Annotated in this window: 16 protein-coding genes; 10 read left to right on the top strand and 6 right to left on the bottom strand. The window is 60.2% G+C overall.

The window, feature by feature from the left end; all coding sequences use genetic code 11:
• Positions 1-64: 64 nt before the first annotated feature.
• Both ACN0SO_RS22970 and ACN0SO_RS22965 read left to right on the top strand, forming a co-directional pair.
• Positions 65-961 (top strand): NAD-dependent epimerase/dehydratase family protein, encoded by an 897-nt coding sequence (locus tag ACN0SO_RS22970; RefSeq protein WP_417681495.1) that lies wholly within the window; start codon positions 65-67, stop codon positions 959-961.
• Positions 958-1,158: a hypothetical protein gene (locus ACN0SO_RS22965; RefSeq protein WP_417681493.1), complete on the top strand. Its 201-nt coding sequence runs from the start codon at positions 958-960 to the stop codon at positions 1,156-1,158. The genes ACN0SO_RS22970 and ACN0SO_RS22965 overlap by 4 nt, the downstream gene beginning before the upstream one ends.
• Before the next feature lie 208 nt (positions 1,159-1,366).
• On the opposite strand, the gene ACN0SO_RS22960 is transcribed toward ACN0SO_RS22965, so the two are convergent.
• Positions 1,367-2,155, bottom strand: a complete 789-nt coding sequence (locus ACN0SO_RS22960; RefSeq protein WP_417681491.1) for a hypothetical protein — start codon at positions 2,153-2,155, stop codon at positions 1,367-1,369.
• Between the two features lie 276 nt (positions 2,156-2,431).
• On the opposite strand from ACN0SO_RS22960, the gene ACN0SO_RS22955 reads away from it, so the two are divergent.
• From ACN0SO_RS22955 to ACN0SO_RS22945, 3 genes are all read left to right on the top strand, one after another.
• A complete protein-coding gene (locus ACN0SO_RS22955) occupies positions 2,432-2,560 on the top strand; it encodes a hypothetical protein (RefSeq protein WP_417681489.1) in 129 nt (42 codons plus the stop codon).
• Positions 2,561-3,212: 652 nt separating this feature from the next.
• Positions 3,213-3,959, top strand: a complete 747-nt coding sequence (locus tag ACN0SO_RS22950; RefSeq protein WP_417681487.1) for a hypothetical protein — start codon at positions 3,213-3,215, stop codon at positions 3,957-3,959.
• A 68-nt stretch (positions 3,960-4,027) separates the two neighbouring features.
• On the top strand, positions 4,028-4,903 hold the full coding sequence (locus ACN0SO_RS22945) for an N-acetylmuramoyl-L-alanine amidase (protein ID WP_417681485.1): 876 nt from the start codon (positions 4,028-4,030) through the stop codon (positions 4,901-4,903).
• 347 nt (positions 4,904-5,250) lie between these two features.
• Here ACN0SO_RS22945 and ACN0SO_RS22940 read toward each other — a convergent pair whose 3' ends face one another.
• Positions 5,251-6,039, bottom strand: a complete 789-nt coding sequence (locus tag ACN0SO_RS22940; protein ID WP_417681483.1) for a hypothetical protein — start codon at positions 6,037-6,039, stop codon at positions 5,251-5,253.
• Positions 6,040-6,298: 259 nt separating this feature from the next.
• Here ACN0SO_RS22940 and ACN0SO_RS22935 point away from each other — a divergent pair, with 259 nt between their 5' ends.
• Entirely contained in the window at positions 6,299-6,421 is a 123-nt protein-coding gene (locus ACN0SO_RS22935; RefSeq protein ID WP_417681481.1) for a hypothetical protein, read from the top strand.
• Positions 6,422-6,918: 497 nt separating this feature from the next.
• Positions 6,919-8,397 (top strand): SEC-C metal-binding domain-containing protein, encoded by a 1,479-nt coding sequence (locus ACN0SO_RS22930; protein WP_417681479.1) that lies wholly within the window; start codon positions 6,919-6,921, stop codon positions 8,395-8,397.
• A 259-nt stretch (positions 8,398-8,656) separates the two neighbouring features.
• Here the strand turns inward: ACN0SO_RS22930 and ACN0SO_RS22925 are convergent, their stop codons facing one another.
• Positions 8,657-9,868, bottom strand: coding sequence for a DUF6236 family protein (locus tag ACN0SO_RS22925; protein ID WP_417681477.1), 1,212 nt, complete (start codon positions 9,866-9,868; stop codon positions 8,657-8,659).
• A 209-nt stretch (positions 9,869-10,077) separates the two neighbouring features.
• Positions 10,078-10,662: a TetR/AcrR family transcriptional regulator gene (locus tag ACN0SO_RS22920; RefSeq protein WP_417681475.1), complete on the bottom strand. Its 585-nt coding sequence runs from the start codon at positions 10,660-10,662 to the stop codon at positions 10,078-10,080.
• A gap of 261 nt (positions 10,663-10,923) precedes the next feature.
• On the opposite strand from ACN0SO_RS22920, the gene ACN0SO_RS22915 reads away from it, so the two are divergent.
• From ACN0SO_RS22915 to ACN0SO_RS22905, 3 genes are read left to right on the top strand one after another with little or no spacing between them, the layout of a single operon-like run.
• Complete coding sequence (locus ACN0SO_RS22915; protein WP_417681473.1) at positions 10,924-11,424, top strand: (2Fe-2S)-binding protein; 501 nt, start codon at positions 10,924-10,926, stop codon at positions 11,422-11,424.
• Complete coding sequence (locus ACN0SO_RS22910) at positions 11,421-12,500, top strand: FAD binding domain-containing protein (RefSeq protein ID WP_417681471.1); 1,080 nt, start codon at positions 11,421-11,423, stop codon at positions 12,498-12,500. Before ACN0SO_RS22915 ends, ACN0SO_RS22910 begins: the two co-directional genes overlap by 4 nt.
• Positions 12,493-14,751, top strand: coding sequence for a xanthine dehydrogenase family protein molybdopterin-binding subunit (locus ACN0SO_RS22905; protein WP_417681469.1), 2,259 nt, complete (start codon positions 12,493-12,495; stop codon positions 14,749-14,751). Before ACN0SO_RS22910 ends, ACN0SO_RS22905 begins: the two co-directional genes overlap by 8 nt.
• Before the next feature lie 61 nt (positions 14,752-14,812).
• Here ACN0SO_RS22905 and ACN0SO_RS22900 read toward each other — a convergent pair whose 3' ends face one another.
• Positions 14,813-16,174: an amidase gene (locus ACN0SO_RS22900; protein ID WP_417681467.1), complete on the bottom strand. Its 1,362-nt coding sequence runs from the start codon at positions 16,172-16,174 to the stop codon at positions 14,813-14,815.
• Complete coding sequence (locus ACN0SO_RS22895) at positions 16,171-17,253, bottom strand: ring-opening amidohydrolase (protein ID WP_417681466.1); 1,083 nt, start codon at positions 17,251-17,253, stop codon at positions 16,171-16,173. Before ACN0SO_RS22895 ends, ACN0SO_RS22900 begins: the two co-directional genes overlap by 4 nt.
• Positions 17,254-17,269 lie beyond the last annotated feature (16 nt).

Here is a 17,269-nt window from a genome sequence, read left to right as displayed (position 1 = left end):
CGTATTGACCTCAAGTTAAGGTGAGCTGCTATCAGCAGGCCGTCACCAACGGGGAGCGTACGGCATGCGGGTGTTCATACTGGGCGGAACGGGGTCGATCGGGACGGCGGTCACGGCGGAGCTGTGCCGGCGATCCCATGAGGTTACGGCGCTCAGCCGCTCCGGCGTGGCTGATGACAAGCTTCGCCGGCTTGGGGCCGATCCCAGCCGCGGTGACCTGCGCGCGCCGGCAGGCTGGGCGGCGGAGGCCGTCGGCCACGATGCCATCATTCATGCGGCGGCGACCTTTTCCGACGATATGGGGGGCGTCGATACGCAGGTTGTTTCGGCGCTTATCGGGGCCGCGAAGCAGACGCGGCACAAACCGCGCCTGATCTACACCGGCGGATGCTGGCTCTATGGCGAGACCGGCGATGCGGTCGCGACCGAGGACAGCCGTTTCAATCCCATCCCTGCATTTTCGTGGATGGTCGGCAATGCCGCGCGTTTTCTGGCAACACCGGAGTTCTCCGCCGCAATCCTCCATCCGGCGATGGTCTATCACGCAGACGGCGGCGTCTTCGATCGCTTCATCGAGCCCGCTCGGGAATGCCGGCCCATGGAGATCTGGGGTGACCGGCAAACCCGCTGGCCGCTCATCCATCGCTCCGACCTGGCGCGTGCCTATTGCGGCCTGCTCGAACGGCCCGATCTGGCCGGGCATTTCAACGTCGTATCGGAGGAAGGCGTGCGGGCGGGAGACATCATGGACGCCATCGCGCGGGCGTTTGACAACACGCTGACCCCGGTGACGCTGTCCGCAAATGACCTTGTTTCCCGCCACGGTGCCTGGGCCATCGGGCCGACACTGGATCAGCAGATGTCCGCTGCAAAACTTCGAAGCGAGACCGGATGGACGCCGGAAATCACCGATTACCGGAGGTCCGATCTGTTCGATGAGCTCAGACAGCGGCAGGTGTGACACAGCCGGCGAGAGCCGATCACGCGCGCGGCAACACCTTCTCCACCTTCGGCCGGTCTGACACGGTGATGGTGCTTTTTGAGGATATCGACGGCGACCGCATCACCATGAAGGGCGACGACGACAGCGGCTTCGACGGCAACGCCCGCTTGCCTGATCAAGGGCCGCAAATACAAGCTCCGCATCCGGCTTTATGACTGCTGGGTGGAAGGCGATACGGCGGTGCTGATGTGGTGAGGGGGCCTCGGTAGAGCTCCAATAACCTCTCCCATGGGGAGAGGTCGGGCCAACGGCCCGGGTGAGGGGGGCAAACTCCCCGTATCCCACAGAACCTGTAGCCCCTCACCCTAACCCTCTCCCAATGGGAGAGGGAACAAGCTCTGCCAGGTCGCACAGTGCGTGCGCTCAAATGATCGACAAGGTTCCCCAGAAGTCCTTGCGCGGGATGCAGGTATCCATCGGGCTGGCAATCATCCCTTCGGGGTTTTCAACGCGGTAGAAATGCATGTATCGGGGCGACCAGTAATAGACTTCACGCCCGCCGTCCGCCTCGACGATCAGCATACCATGAAAATCCCACTCGGACGTCGCCTTGGATCCCGACAGACTTGTGTAGAAAGAAAGCCCGCGCAATTCGGCGATGGACCTGATTGCCTGCCTCTGGCTGGTATGCTGTGCGAGACAAAATGGACGGTCTCCTGCGATCCGGTTCGCGCCGAGAATGACACTTCCCGCCGACACGAGAGACCAGAGGGCAACGACCAAGGGCAGCGTGAGGTTCCTCCAAGATTGTCTGTGGAATTCACTTGCCTCCCAACGCCACGTCGAGGCGAGCGTGATCGAGGCGCTGACAGCGATGGTCAGTGTGACGCCATGCAGCAGGACCATCTTGGCGCCTGCCCCTGAAATCATCGCGCCTCCCAAAGTGAAAATCAGCCCGCACCCTCCCGCCGGTATGGCCAGAAGCAATGCCAGGCCGCGTGGCAGACGAAACGCCGTCAGCCCGCGCAAGAGCGCCATGGCCAGGGGAATGAAGGGTGCGAAGGCAGTGGCGTAGAAAGCCAGATAGATCGTAAGTCCAAGTGCGGAGAAATCCTTGGGAATCAGCTCGACACCCTCTGGCAGGATCGGAAACTGTAGATATCCGGCGGCAATCAGCAGGGCGACGGCGATGAAGATGCGGGGGAAGATCATGGATGCTGAGGTGTTGTCGCCGATGGTTTAGAAGAGTGAGAAAATTGAAATGCAAGCTTTGCGAGTAAAGGGGGTGGGCAGATGAAATGCAACGCCGTCGACTTGCATCAGGACAACAGACCGGCTGTCAGGACGTATTGTCCACCCGCAATCGATGCAGCATCTGTCCGACCTCAAATCCCAGACCAAGCTGTTGACCTCAAGTTCAGGTGACTTGCAAGACCCGACCATTCGCGTGACGACACCTTTTCCACCTTCGGCCGGTCCGACACGGTGATGGTGCTGTTTGAGGATATCGACGGCGACAGCGTCTATGTGAAGGGCGACGACGACAGCGGCTTCGACCGCAACGCCCGCTTGCCTGATCAAGGGCCGCAAATACAAGCTCCGCATCCGGCTTTATGACTGCCGGGCGGAAGGCGATACGGTGGTGATGATGTGGTGACAGCTTCGAGCCCTTTGCTCTTGAATGGATATTGGCGGGAACGTAGCTCGCCAATAGTAGAGCGTCCCGCCAAAGCCATTGTGGCGGGAGGCAGAATTTAACACATCTTGAGATGAAGGCTGGACTAAATCTAAAATAGTAGTCAATATATAAAATACATCAAAAAATAGAAATTTCTGGTGGAGACATTATATGCGCCCCATCGTGAAGCATTCCATTTTAGCAGTTCAGCTGCCGCCGGCGATCTGGAAAGCAACGGCGACTCTTTTAAGAACCATGTGCTGGGATCGGTTGCGACGGCAATCAATGCAACATGTCGGATGATGATGCCGTCTCTCAACCGCGTTTAACGGCGGTGTTCGGTCCATCTCGTACCGCGCATACACGGTGGTCGGAAGGGCGTGCCACTTTTTATCGAAGAAGAGATTCAACGCTGTTGGCTCCGACATTCGTTGGATTCATCACAATGAGGCCGAAGTAACGGCTGTCCAAATCGTAATCGATACAAAAATGGTCGTGGGGCTCTTGTTCGCGGTGTAGTTGCATTTTCGATAAAATGCGTTTCTTGGGCCAGCGGCGAGAATTGCAAGTCAACCTTTTCGGAGAATTGATATGCTGGACGTAAAAGCACTTGATCAAATCGACCCGGGGACACGGCTCGTTGACCTGACAAAAACGAGATTGACCGCAGTACAGCGCGCTTTGGCTGTATGCGCATATCCGGTTGGATATGTCGATGGATCACATGGACCAAAAACACGCAATGCATTTGCGGAACTGGTGAACGACGAAGGCCTTGGTGACCCGGAACTCGTTTCGGAACAGGTTATCGATCACATGAAGTCCAAAGTTCAAAACATGCGGACACTGTTGGACAAACCCGCCGACAATTCGGAAGTTGTAAAAGAACGAATTGCAGAAGCCTTTCGATTGATAGGCTTACCTTATAAAGCGCACATTGCCTACGGACTGGCGACAACGCAGTGGGAGACCAACCACACGTTTAAGCCCGTCAAGGAGGCCTACTGGTTGTCCGAGAGCTGGCGAAAGAAAAATCTCCGTTACTATCCATATTACGGACGTGGATACGTTCAACTTACCTGGGACCGGAATTATGACCTTTACAGAGGTATTCTGGGATTAGACTTGGTTGACGACCCTGATTTTGCCTTGCGGCATGACGTTTCCCTTTTCGTTATCGCACACGGCATGAAAATGGGAGGTTTCACGGGTCGGAAACTGGAAGACTACATTACGCGAAACAAAACCGATTTCGTGAACGCACGCCGCGTCATCAACGGCACGAACAAGGCCCATGAGATTGCTGCCCTCGCAGAAGAATATATGGACAGCCTCTAAAGAAGTTCAGCTTTTCAGCGATTCTTTGATCCTACTCCAGTTTCAGTTCCAGCCTCGGAGCAGATACGATGAGCTTTCAATTCAACGACGACCTGATCCCGCTTAATCAAGGCCATGCTGTGGGTCCGGGATGGACATCCGCCACCGGTCATAAACCTCGCGGCGTCACCTGGCACTGGACGGCGCTGAGGTCTCTGAAGGATTGCAGAGGTATTTTAGGTGGCCTTGCCACAAAGGCCTCAAAAGTTTCATCGCACTATTGTGTGGGCCAGGCATTTACCGATGGCGTCGATCGGTACGTCACCCTTGAAAACCGCTCCTGGCACGCCGGAATAGGTCAGCAGATCAGATGGGACGGGAAAGCGTCCACCAATAACACAAAGGGTGCGAGGGCGTGCATCGGAGTAGAGACGTGCAATGTGGGTTATGAGCGACCCGGTCATCCTGCGGGACCCGATTGGATTGAGGCGGTCAATACCGACAGCAAGTGGATAATGAAGATCGAGCCCTGGCCGGACGAACAATTCAAGATGATGGTCGCTGTCGGGAAAGAGATTATTGATCGGTGGCCGCACATTGGCTGGCGTGATCATCACGGTCACCACGATATCTGCCCTGGATACAAGCAGGATGTCACGGGCTTTCCGTTCGCTCGATTACTTCGAGAAATTTATGATGATCCGAGTATCCCGGACATCTGGTCTCCTTTCTGGATGCCAAAGCCGCGCCAACGCGCACTTATTGCATTGGGGTATAATCTTGGTCCATCACAAGACGATGGAGACTTCGGAAACCTCAGCAGTCAGGCGCTTCTGAGTTTTCAGAAAGATACCGGCTCTTGCAGGATCCCGTATTGGACGACGTTTACCTGTGACAAAATCTTTCACGCGCTGACTGATAAGGGGCTCGATCCGGTCGAAGTTGCAGAGACCCCATTGAGCTGACGAAGCCCTAATTGGCTGCACGGCAACAGACGGCGCCACGCCGGCGGACCTCCGTGACCTCATTTCGCATGGGGTTCCAGGATCCGGTCTTTGTACCGGGACTTCCTTTGCCTGTGATCTGCCAACGGTCAGAAATGATCGCATTGCCGGCGCTTCTATCCGTCGATCAGCGTGTCGGAGGTGCTGCCGCAGCTCAAACCCTTCGAATCCGAACGGCTCGCACTACAGCCCGGCGAACAGAAGGATTTCGCGGTGATCCCCGACCACTCGCGCGACGACACATTCTCCCCTTTCCCACTTCTCGTGAGAGAGGAGGGCGGTCCTGAAATGTCACGAATGCCATGCGCTCAAATGATCGACAAGGTTCTCCAGAAATCCTGGCGCGGGCTGCAGGCTCCAACCGGACTGACAAACATCCGTGTCGGATGGGGGATGCGATCAAAGCGCATGCGGCGGGGAGACCAGTTGTAGAATACGCCTCCACTTTCTTGCGCGACGAACAACAGGCCGTGAAAGTACCACATGGACGTCACCTTGTATCCCGAGTCGGTCGTATAGAACGAAAGCCCCCTGAGCTGGGCGAAGGACCGGACTGGTTCCGTTTTCCCGGTGTGCGGGGCGAGGCAGAAGGGCCGGTCGCCCGCGATCCGGTTCGCGCTCAGCATAACGCCGCCGGCAGAGACGAGAGACCAGAGGGCGACAGCGGCGGGCAGCATCAGCAGCTTCCAGGAAAACCTGCGGAATTCGCTGACTTCCCCCTCCTTCCGGGAAGCGAGCAGCAAAGAGGCGCAGACCGCGATGGTCAGAGTAAAGCCCTGCAGCCAGACTATTGGAGCTCCTCCACCCGAGAACGCACCCCCAAACAGGGTGATCACAAATCCGAACAGGCCCGTCAGACCCGCCAGAACAAAGGCCAGTCCGCGATGCAGACGGAAGTGCGTCAGCCCGCGGATGAGTGCGAGCACCAGAGGCACGAGCGGGGCAAAGGCCACCGCGTACAGGGTCAGCAAGGCCGGCAAATCGGACAGCGAGAATTCATGTGAGCGGGTGAATAGGCTCTCCGGAACCGGAGGATCCTGCAGGTATCCGGCGGCAATCAGCAGGGCGACGGCGATGAAGAGGCGGGGGAAGGTCATGGATGCTGAGGTGCTGTCGTCGGTGGTAGGAGCACAAGTATTGCGAGTAAAGTGTTTGGGAGGAGGAAATGCAACGTTCGTCGACTTGCATCAGGACAACAGACCGGCTGTCAGGACGTATTGTCCACCCGCAATCGATGCAGCATCTGTCTAACCTCAAAACTGCGCCGGGCCTACTGACCTCAAGTTAGGCTGGCTTGCGAGACCCGACCACCTGCGTGACGGCACCGTCTTCCCCATTGGCTGGTCAGAAACGGTGATGGTGCTGTTTGAGGATATCGACGGCGACAGCGTCACCATGAAGGGCGACAGCGGCTCCGACCGCAACGCCCGCTTGCCTGATCAAGGGCCGCAAATACAAGCTCCGCATCCGGCTTTATGACTGCCGGGCGGAAGGCGATACGGTGGTGATGATGTGGTGAGGGGGGATGAAGACAGCTTTTCTCGTGTCTTATTCCGGATCCTGTAATCGCTCGATCCAAGGGTGATTTCCGAGTGACTTGCAGGAAAGATCGGTTCGCAGCAGGAATGAGTGGATTATATAGGGTAGCTACCGGCCCTAACCGGTCATTCACTCTCTGATACGCAGCTGTGGCGCAAACCGCCGAACCAGCCATTCGTTGCACCGTCGAAGACCATAGCTGCAAGATGGCGGCTGTGCGACAAAGCGGGCTTGCGCTGCATCTGCGCCAACGGCACTTTCCGAACATCTACCAATGTCGGAATGCGGTTGATGGAAAAAAAGGTTGAAGACTATGGTGAGAGAATACTCTCGCGATCCTTGATGACGAACGCTCCGCAATTTTATTAGAATCAAATCCTGACTGCTTGGGTGTCCAGTCGAAATGAAGGTCGGTTCAATACGCTTAAAATGAGTTATTGAAGAAAGAGGAAAAAATGGAGGGGACACGGCGAAAAGTGCGCCGAAAGCTTTGGAAGCCGAAGCTAAATGATTTGTGCCCTTGCGGATCAGGGCAAAAGTATAAGGATTGCTGTTGGAACCGGCTCCCCGGTTTCGACATTGGCAAAGCCTACACAGCAGCATGTAAAGAGAAAAATCTTGGACGAGCGCTTATCGCTGCGCGTGCCGATGTCACCCAGTACACGATTTGGCACAAGACAAATACAGCGCCCATGCTCCATATCGGTGAGCCGATAAAGCAACTTTTACAGATCGACGTTAATGCACTTGGGGAATATGTTGAAAGACTTTCATGGCTCTACTTCAACACTGGAAATTGGAAAAGCTGGCCAGCAACCCTTGAGCGTTTGAGCACAAACATCGGTCACGAACGGTGGCGGAAGAAGATAATGTACCAACGGGCCGTGCTGCATCTGGCTCCCGGAGGTAGTCGATCCAAGGCGCGCCAAGAACTGGCTAAACTAGGTCCAATCACGCCTGCCGAAGATGATATAGAGATTTTGCAAATCTTTATCGACCTTGAACTGCGAGATGCGTCGTTCTCGGAGCGCACAGCATTCTTTGATCGCATTCTTGATCTTGATAAGTCCGCAGAGAGCCAAATCCAATATCGCGGTGGTAAGGCTACTGACCTTCTACTGCATGGTGACCCTAAGGCAGCTAAGACGCAGCTAAGCGACTTAATTGATCAGTATCGAAGTAAAAAACAGCTATCGGCCTATGCGAGGCACAAGCTCTACGATGTTCAAGAGATGCTCGGCACCATCACTGATGATGATGCTTTGCTTCGCCAAACCGCTTCAGAGCTGTCGTCAGCGATGCAAGACGGCAGCTGGACCGATCATGGGCGTTCAAACCTTTATTCTCAGATGGGTGATTGTTACCGATACGCGCGCGAGTGGGAGCTGGCAATTAATGCCTATGAGGCGGCTATTGCTTTAGATGGCAGAATAATCTGCCGTGTTCATTTGGCAGAGTGCTTCTTGTATCAAAAGAAGATCGAGAAGGCGGTACGCCAAATTGAGTCCGTGCCTATCGAGGAACTAGATGAGCCGGGCAAAATGGACTTTATCTTCACGTATTCGGCAGTATCCATTTGGAGCGAAAGAATCGAAATGTTAGAAAAGGCAAAGGGCTGGCTCAGAGCGTTGAAAGCATCAGAGCCACTTTTTGACCAGCGGCGCTTGAACCTTCTGGTGCGGGTAACCGAGACCGCTGCAAAAGGGGCCGCAACTTTTGAAGCGAAAGAGGATAGTGCACCAGAAGGGGGGATTGCGGGTGCATCGCGCGCGCTTTTGCTTCAACCGAATTTCTTTGGCATTGGGATCAACTTCAACGAGCTCATTGAGCGATTTGCGCGGCGAAAGAAAGTGACGCAGCTTGCTATCGAGCAACACGATACAGCGGATCAAGAGGCCAGCGACACCAAAATATGATTCTCAAATTGAATAACCTGTGCCTTTTCTGATGTAACACGTGACGATCAACCTCCTGTGTGAACGGCATTTCAGTATCGAAGCGCAACTCGAAATCTACCATTAGAAAATCTTGCAGCATTGGTCAAAAACGGCTCGGAGCCGACCTTGGTGCTCAGCGCGGTAAAGGTCCGGATCGAGCCCAAGCCGGACTTTGAGCTGGGCAAGCTTTCAGCGCATGCAAAAACATTCGTTCGGAATGGACCGTTCAAATCACTCGTCAAAAATATTGCGACGAGAACTTGCGCTCAGCGTCGAGCAGATAGGTGAACGGCGAAGCTCGGCGCGCCTTGTTTCGAGCAAGATGCGTTTTCACAGATACATCTGTGATCGCGATTGCTGCTCCCGCTGCAAGGAGTGTTGTTCCGGTCAAGCCGGTGAAATATGCCAGAGCTCCACCAGCTGGGACTGAAACAGTTACAGCACGCTGGACGCCTTCCCAAACGGCCTGGATCGAGTTGTCATTTAACTCGCTTTTCAGTGCCTCTAATTTGGGGCGAATATGTGCTTTGTAGACTTGCTTTGCCTTTTCCTCAAGTTCTTTGCCATTTTCACAGGAGCCGATCTTTGAAGAAAGCATCTCGAAATGCCCAGTTAACTCAGCTAGTTGAACTTTGCGCGCACGTCGGAATGCTAGCAGCTTATCAACGCGTGTTTCTGGATCGACGCGAAGTGTTTCCATGACGAATGAGATAAGTGCCCCTTTTTTGTCTGAGTCCGAAGAAGGTTTCACTTCGTCCAGTAACGTGTGAAGGTTTACGCCCATAGCTGGTTCATTGTTTGTAAGTGCAGCCAGCTCCGTTTCTTTGGACAACAAGGCGGCTAAAGCCGCCATGTAGACTTCTGCAAACTGGCTATCGACAAGCAGCCATTCACCGTCGTTGTTAAAACGCCGATTGGAATGGCGCACGATGTCTTGCAAATGTTGGGACATCTTGCTGGGATGCATTGAGGCAAATTGCATGCGCTCAAGTAGATGGCGCAAATCTGGAGTAACCTTATCTGGATGCATATGCGCTAAACCAGCACGCATCGCTAGGCTCCTAAGCGTTGGCGAAAGTTTTTCGGGGTGAATATGAGCGTAATGAAATTGATCTTCGATGCTCATTCCAAATTTATCCGCATGCATCAGCGCGTAACGATTAGGGTCTCTTTTCATTCCGTCAGAGTCCAAATCTCTTCGGAAAAAGCCCCTGTCCATGAGCCCTACAACCCGTTTGCCTAGAATATCGAGCAAATCGGGATGCAGGTCACATCTCAGTGGCTCAATGAATCCTTCTCTCGAAAGAATGCTTGTGTCAGAATTCTGATATGGCTGGTCAATCGCGCGCGGTGCTATTGTCCTAATTTCGTCCCAAAACAAAACTGCTGAGCGCAACCAATTGCCGTCATGAATGTCAATGTGAGGGTAATAAAGTGCTGAACCAAGCATGCCGGTTCCTTAAAGTTTATATGTGCATGCGAAAGTTGCGCTATGTAAGCATGCTAGGCAAGGGTTTATTCGATGCAAACCGTTTGGTTCAAGGGGGGTGCGCTGCAGCGAAAGACTGAAAGGTCCGCACTTCGGACATTCGTTTTGACCGCAGCGAATTCACACTTCCCGCCCAAACGATCCTCCGACCTCTAAGCGACAAACACCACTCACCCGTTCCCCCGCCTCAACCCATCCACCAGCACATCCACCAACCTTGCCACCGACGGCCGCCAGCCGGGGCGGTCGGGGGCGTGGCAGAGGCCGACGAGGGCGCGGAGCAGGTCTTCCGGGGTGATGTCGTCGCGGATCTCGTGCGCCTCGACCGCGCGGGAGAGCAGGGCGGTGGTGGCGGCGGTCAGGCGTTGGTGGGAATAAGCGAAGAGATCCTGCTTGCCGTCGGTGGCGAGCGCAAGCGTTGCCATCATGCCCTTTTTGGTGGCGACCACCTCGACGCCCTCGCGCAGCCACAGGCGCAGGGCCTCGACCGGGCCGGCCTCCTTTGACAACTGCTCCGCCAGGTCGGCGAGCCTGTCGATGTCGCTCCGGTAGACCGCCTCGAACAGGGCGTCGCGGGTGGGGAAATGGCGGTAGAGCGTGCCGATGCCGACGCCGGCCTTGCGGGCGACGCCTTCCAGGCTCGCGCCCGGGCCGCCGGCGCTGAACACCTCACGGGCGGCCTGCAGCAACAGCTCGCGGTTGCGCTTGGAATCCGCGCGGGGTTTGCGGGGTGCCTTTGCCGGTTTCTGCGCCATATTCCCTGATGTACTCCGTCATTCTCGCATGAATTTTCGTTCGGGTCTTGCAAAACGGAGGGTGCCTCCGTATAGTAACGCCGTACGCCGATGCTGTGTTACCCCAAAACCGCCTGACAACGGCCCCTTTTAAACGACATCCTCAAACCGTTTCTCCGACTGACCGCACAGCGTCACCGACGGCGTCGACTTTTGTCCAACATTCGAGCCACGCGGCTCATCAGCTCTTGTCTTTAGCTCTCGCCACGAACGGAGCCATCCATGACCTATACCATCCATCTGACCCTGAACGGAACGCCGCGCGAGATCGCGCTCGACGATCCCAGGGTCACCCTGCTCGATCTTTTGCGCGAACGCATCGGCCTGACCGGCGCCAAGAAGGGCTGCGACCGGGGCCAGTGCGGCGCCTGCACCGTGCTGGTCGACGGCCGGCGGATCAACTCCTGCCTGGCTCTGGCCGTCAGCCTCGACGGCGCTGACATCACCACCATTGAAGGACTGGCCGAGGGCGACAGCCTGCATCCGGTGCAGGAAGCTTTCATCGCCCATGACGGCCTGCAATGCGGCTTCTGCACGCCGGGCCAGATCATGAGCGCCGTCGGCCTGATTTCCGAAGGCCAGACGGACGGCGATCCGGAGCGGGTGCGCGAATGCATGAGCGGCAATCTGTGCCGCTGCGGCGCCTATGCGGGCATCACCGAGGCGGTGCTCGATGCCCAACAGCAGTTGTCCGAAACCCAACAGGGGAGGAAACGCGCATGAATTCCTTCGACTATATCCGCCCGGCCACCGTGGCCGAGGCCATTGCCGCTGCCGCCGAGCCGGGCTCTGCCTTCCTTGCCGCCGGCACCAATCTCATTGACATGATGAAGACCGGGGCCCTGCGTCCGGACCGTCTGGTGGACCTGACCCATCTTCCGGGCCTCTCCGACGTTGAGTGGCTCTCCGACGGCGGCGTGCGCATCGGTGCGCTGGTGCGCAATGCGGATCTTGCCCATGATCCCGAGTTCGCGTCCCGCTTTCCGGCGGTGGCCGAGGCGTTGCTGGCCGGGGCTTCCGCGCAGCTCAGAAACGCGGCGACCGTGGGCGGCAACCTGATGCAGCGCACCCGCTGCCGCCACTTCGCCGATCCGGCGAGCGCCTGCAACCGGCGGGTTCCGGGCTCCGGCTGCGATGCCATCGGCGGGGAGACGCGCGGCTGCGCCATCCTCGGCCATTCGGAGGCTTGCGTCGCCACCCATCCGTCCGACTTCTGCGTGCCGCTTGCCGCCCTCGATGCGGTGGTGGAAATCGCCGGAGCGACCGGAGCGCGGGAAGTGCCGCTGGAAGACTTCCACCTGCTGCCCGGTGACCGGCCGATGATGGAGACCATGCTGGAACCGGGCGACCTGATCACCGGTCTGCGCCTGGCCGGAGATGCGGTGCGTTTCAGCGCCCATTCCCGTTACCTGAAGCTGCGCGACCGCACGTCCTATGCCTTCGCACTGGTCTCCGCCGCTGCCTGCCTGACCATCGAGGCGGGGGAAATCACCGCCGCGCGGATCGCCCTCGGCGGGGTCGCGGCCAAGCCCTGGCGGGCGAAGGCGGCGGAACGGGTGCTCATCGGGGCGGCCCCCGGTCCGGAGCCCTTCTGGCGGGCGGCCGAAGCCGCGCTCGAAGACGCCCGGCCGGTAAGCGGGCCAGACGGAGGATCGGGCGGCGACAACGCCTTCAAGATCGCGCTTGCCGGGCGGATCTTCACCCGCGCCCTGAAAGCCGCCGCCGCCGGGACCCCGGCGCGCGTTCCGGCTCTGCCCGGTTCCGTCCATGTTGCCAATGGAGATCCTGCCCATGCCTGAGATCACACCGCTTCCGACCGCCATGCCGACGCGCATGGGCTCCAATTCCGGCCAGCCGGTGAACCGCCGCGACGGCATTTTGAAAGTCACCGGTCGCGCGCCTTATGCGGCAGATGCCCGGCCCGAGGGGCTGCTGCATGCGGTCTATGCCGCCGCGACTATCGGTCGGGGCCGGGTCGCCAGCCTCAACGTGGAGGCGGCAAAAGCCCATCCGGGCGTGGTGGAGGTGATCACCCCCGCCAACCGGCCGCCGCTTGCCCAGGATCCGGACGACAAGCCGGGCGCCTTCTCCTTCCGGGTCGAGGTGCTTCAGGACGATACCGTCCGCTATGCCGGCCAGCCGATCGCGCTGGTCGTCGCCGAAACGCTTGAGGCGGCAACCGAAGGGGCGGCGTTGCTGGCCCCGACCTACGAGGCGGAGCCGGTTCTGGCCGGGCTCGATCTTGAGCCGTATGTGCCGGAGAGTGTCGGCATCGGCATGCCTGCGAACGTCGCCAAGGGCGATGTGGAGGCCGGGCTTGCCTCCGCCGTCCAGCGGATCGAGGAAACCTACGAGACCCCGGCGCAGTATCACAACGCCATGGAGCCCCACGCCATCGTGGCCGAATGGGACGGCGACAGGCTGACCCTGGACATGCCCAACCAGGCGCCGGTGATGATGGCGGCGGGCTTTGCCGGCTGGTTCGATATCCCACCGGAAAACGTTTTGATCCGCACCCCCTTCGTCGGTGGCGGCTTCGGTTCCAAGGCGATCATGACCGGCCCGCAGATCCTGACCGTCCTGGCGGCGAAAATGCTGGACCGGCCGGTAAAGCTGGTCCACAGCCGCAAGCAGATGTTCGGCCCCGTAGGGCACCGGGGCGCGACCCGGCAGACGGTCCGGCTCGGCATGGACGGGCAGGGCAGGCTGACGGCGCTTGCCCATCATACGATTGCCGCGACCAGCAGCTTCGACGCGTTCATCGAGCCCGCAGCGGCAAGCTCCATGACGACCTATGCCAGCCCGGCGCTGTCGGCGACCCATGTGGCGGTACGCAACAACATCGGCACGCCGGGGCCTATGCGCGCACCGGGCAAGGCGTCGGGCACGGCCGCCCTTGAGGTCGCCATCGACGAGGCGGCGGAGGCCTGCGGCATGGATCCGCTGGACTTTCGTCTCGCCAACTACGCGGAGGCCGATCCGATGACCGGCAAGGCCTGGTCGTCGAAGGCGCTGCGCGAATGTTACGCGGAAGGGGCGAAGGCCTTCGGCTGGTCGACCCGTCCGCTGGCGCCGCGCCAGATGCGGGATACCGACGGCATGCTGGTCGGCTGGGGCATGGGCACGGCGGTGTTCCCCTGTCCGATGTTCGCGGCGGAAGCCCGCGCCACCCTGCGCGCCGATGGTACCGGTCTGGTGGAAACCAGCCTGATCGACATGGGTCAGGGCGCCTGGACCGCGCTTGCCCAGATCGCGGCTGACGCGCTCGGGATCGACATCGACAAGCTGGAACTGCGCGGCGGGGCCTCCGACCTGCCCGACGGCGGCATCGCCGGCGGCTCCGGCCACACGGCAACCGCCGGCATGGCGATCGAAGGGGCGGGCAGCGACGCGGTCGCAAAGCTTGCCGAAATCGCCACCGCCGATCCGGCCTCGCCGCTGTTCGGGGCCGGCAATGCCGGGGTTGTCGCCCGCAATGGACGGCTCCACCGGGCCGACGACGACAGCCGCAGCGAGGCCTATACGGAAATCCTCGCCCGCGCCGGACGGTCGGGCGTCGAGGGCAACGGCAAGGGCGCGCGCGATCCGTCGGTCGCCGAGGATTACGCGTTGCAGGCCCACGGGGCGGTCTTCGCGGAAGTGAAGGTGGACCCGGATCTCGGCCAGACACGGGTCAGCCGACTGGTCGGGGCATTCGCGGCAGGCCGCATCATCAACCCGCATCTGGCGCGCAGTCAGTATCTGGGCGGCATGATCTGGGGCCTGTCCTTCGCCCTTCACGAGGCGGCGGAGCTCGACCCGCGCACGGGCCGCATCGGCAACGCGGATCTCGGCGAATACCACGTGCCGGTCAATGCCGACGTGCCTTCCGTGGAGGCGCTGCTGATCCCGGAAGAGGACGCCCACATCAATCCGCTGGGCATCAAGGGCGTCGGCGAAATCGGCATCACCGGCACCGCCGGCGCCATCGCCAACGCCATCCACCACGCCACCGGCGTCCGGGTGCGCAAGTTCCCGGTCCGGCTGGAGGAGCTGGTGACGGTGATGTGAGGATAGACTTCCGGCGGCGCTTGTCAGCGGAGGCGTCGCCGATGGTTCAGCATAGGGACTTTCAGATCCCTGTTGGGATGTCCGGGCTTGTCGGGCTCAGCCGTTCGGCGATGGCGATCAGCCGCCTTTCCGACCGGTAGGGGCCGACGAGTTGGAAGCCGTAGGGCAGGCCCGCAGCGGAGACACCGGCGGGGATGCTGAGGCCGGGGAGGCCGAGGGCATTGGCGAAGGCGGTGAAGATGGCGTGGCCGCGCGGGCCGACGGGCTGGCCCGCAATCGTTTCCGGATGGCTTTTTGCCTTGGGCCAGGAGAGCGCCGCGATGGCGGGCGTCAGCAGGGCATCGAAGCCGTCGAGCTGGCCAAGGAACCGGTCCTTGATGGTCTCGATACCGGCGATCGCACCGGCATAGTCCGCCGCGGTGAAGCCTCGTCCGGTTGCCGCCATGGCCTGCAGGTCTTGCCCGGCCATTTCGGTCAGTGCCGGATACCGGTCGAAAAGCCATGCGACGCCGGAGGTGCTGACGACAGGCCAGACCGCATCCATGTCGCTCAGGATTTCGAGGCTGTCGACGGTCGTGACCTCGCACCCAGCCTCCGCGAAGCGTCGGGCGGTGTCGTCGATACCGGCGGAGATTTCCGGATCGACCGGCTGGCCGGCGAAGGTCCGGGCATGGAGGATGCGCGGGCTTGCGGTGAGGTCACCGCCGGGGAGTTCGTCTCCGGCGAGTACCTCCAGCATCAGCGCCACATCTTCCAGTGTCCGGGCGATCGGGCCGACCACTTCGAATTCGCCGAGGATTGCCGGAAAGCCCTTTCCGCGCCTCACGGTGCGGGCGGAGGGCTTCAGCCCGAGCAGACCGCCGTGGGCGGCGGGCCTGCGGATGGAGCCGCCGCCGTCGGTACACAGCGCCAGCGGGCCGATGCCGGAGCCGACCGCGGCAACCGCGCCGCCGCTGGAGCCGCCGGGGGTCAGGTCGGGCGCGTGCGGATTGCCGGTCGCGCCGAAAATGAGGTTGTCGGTATAGCCCTGAAGCGTCAGTTCCGGCACGTTGGTCTTGGCGAAGATGACCAGCCCCTGCGTCCGCAGGCGGGCCACCGGAACCTCGTCGTGATCGGGGACGAAGTCGGCGAAGGCCCGGCTGCCCCAGGTCGCGCGCATACCCTTGACGAGGAGATTGTCCTTGATGGAGACCGGTACGCCGTCGAGGGGCCCGAGCGGCGCTCCGGCGTGCCAGCGCCCGGCGGAAAGTTCCGCCGCTTCAAGGGCGGTTTCCGGTGCCAGGGTGATGACGGCATTGAGGGACGGGTTGACGGCGTCGCAGCGGTCCAGGACCGACTTGAGCGCGTCGACCGGGGTGAAGGCGCCGCCCCGGTAGCCTTCGACCAGTCGGGCCGCCGACAATTGCCAGAGCGGGGCCGTCATGCCTTGACGATCGCCGCGACCGGCGCCTCTCCGGGAGCGCACTGATGTTCCGTTCCGCCGGACAGGAAGATCGCCGGATCGCCGGTGACGGAGGCAATCACGGCGCCGGCGGCGGCGCGGGCGTGGCGTTCGAAATGAATATCGGCATCCGACATCATGGTGGTGCGGCGACCCCTGATCTTTGCGGCCGCCTCGCCCTTGGCGAAGACGGCCAGGATGGCATCGGGGCCATCCTCGTCCGTATAACCGGCATCGGCAAGGGCAGCCCGTGTTCCGCCCGCGTCGATGGCGTCTTTCAGGATCGCGTGGCCGATCCGGCAATTGCTCGAAGAGTTCGGTGCGTTACCGAACAGCAGGATCTCGCATTTGGTCAGTTCGCCGCCGGCGGAGGTAGACGCCACGCGGGAGAAGACCGACATGTCCTTCGCGATCGTGTCCGCGGTGACAGTCTCGCCTGAGATTTCACCAAGGCCGAGTCCGACGCCGAGCGCCATGGCGCCGCGGGCGTAGGGCTTCGATCCGTTCGGGTCGCGGGTGACGAGAGGCCGTCCGCGGCTGTCCGCATCGGCGATCTTTTCCGGAGAGAGCAGGGGGCCCTTGACCTGAACATAGTGCACATCCGCCCCGTCCGGGATGCCGGCATCCTGCTGTGCCCGGCGGACGGCGTCGGCGACTTCTTCAACGTGGGTCAGGGTGCCGATTTCTTCCGGGCGGATGTCCCGGGTCATGGCGATGCCGAGGGCGAGGCGTCCGTCCGGGTGGCTTGCCTCTGTCCCGGTTGTCGTTCGGGTAAAGACGGTCGCATGTGGCGACAGGACGCCTTCGGTGCCGCCGGACCAGACGAAGGCTATGTCGTCCATGACCTCGTCGGCGGACTGGCCCCGGTGAGGGGCAAGCGCCAGGGCGAAGGCCAGGGTGGCATAGCCGCGGGTGAAATCATTGGCGCCGCCGTTTCCTTCCGTCTTGCCGATCACGGCGACGACGGCCTTGGGATCGATCGTTCCGTCTTCAATCAGGGCCATGAGTTCGGAAACGTCGTTCGGGGACGCCATCGCGATCTTGTGTACGCCGACCTTCATCTGCGCCTCGGTCCTT

The sequence above is a fragment of the Roseibium sp. genome (genome assembly GCF_048260565.1).
In the GTDB taxonomy this organism is placed as follows: domain Bacteria; phylum Pseudomonadota; class Alphaproteobacteria; order Rhizobiales; family Stappiaceae; genus Roseibium.
The sequence above is the reverse complement of the archived record's forward strand: the minus strand, read 5'-3'. Positions and strand labels throughout refer to the sequence as shown.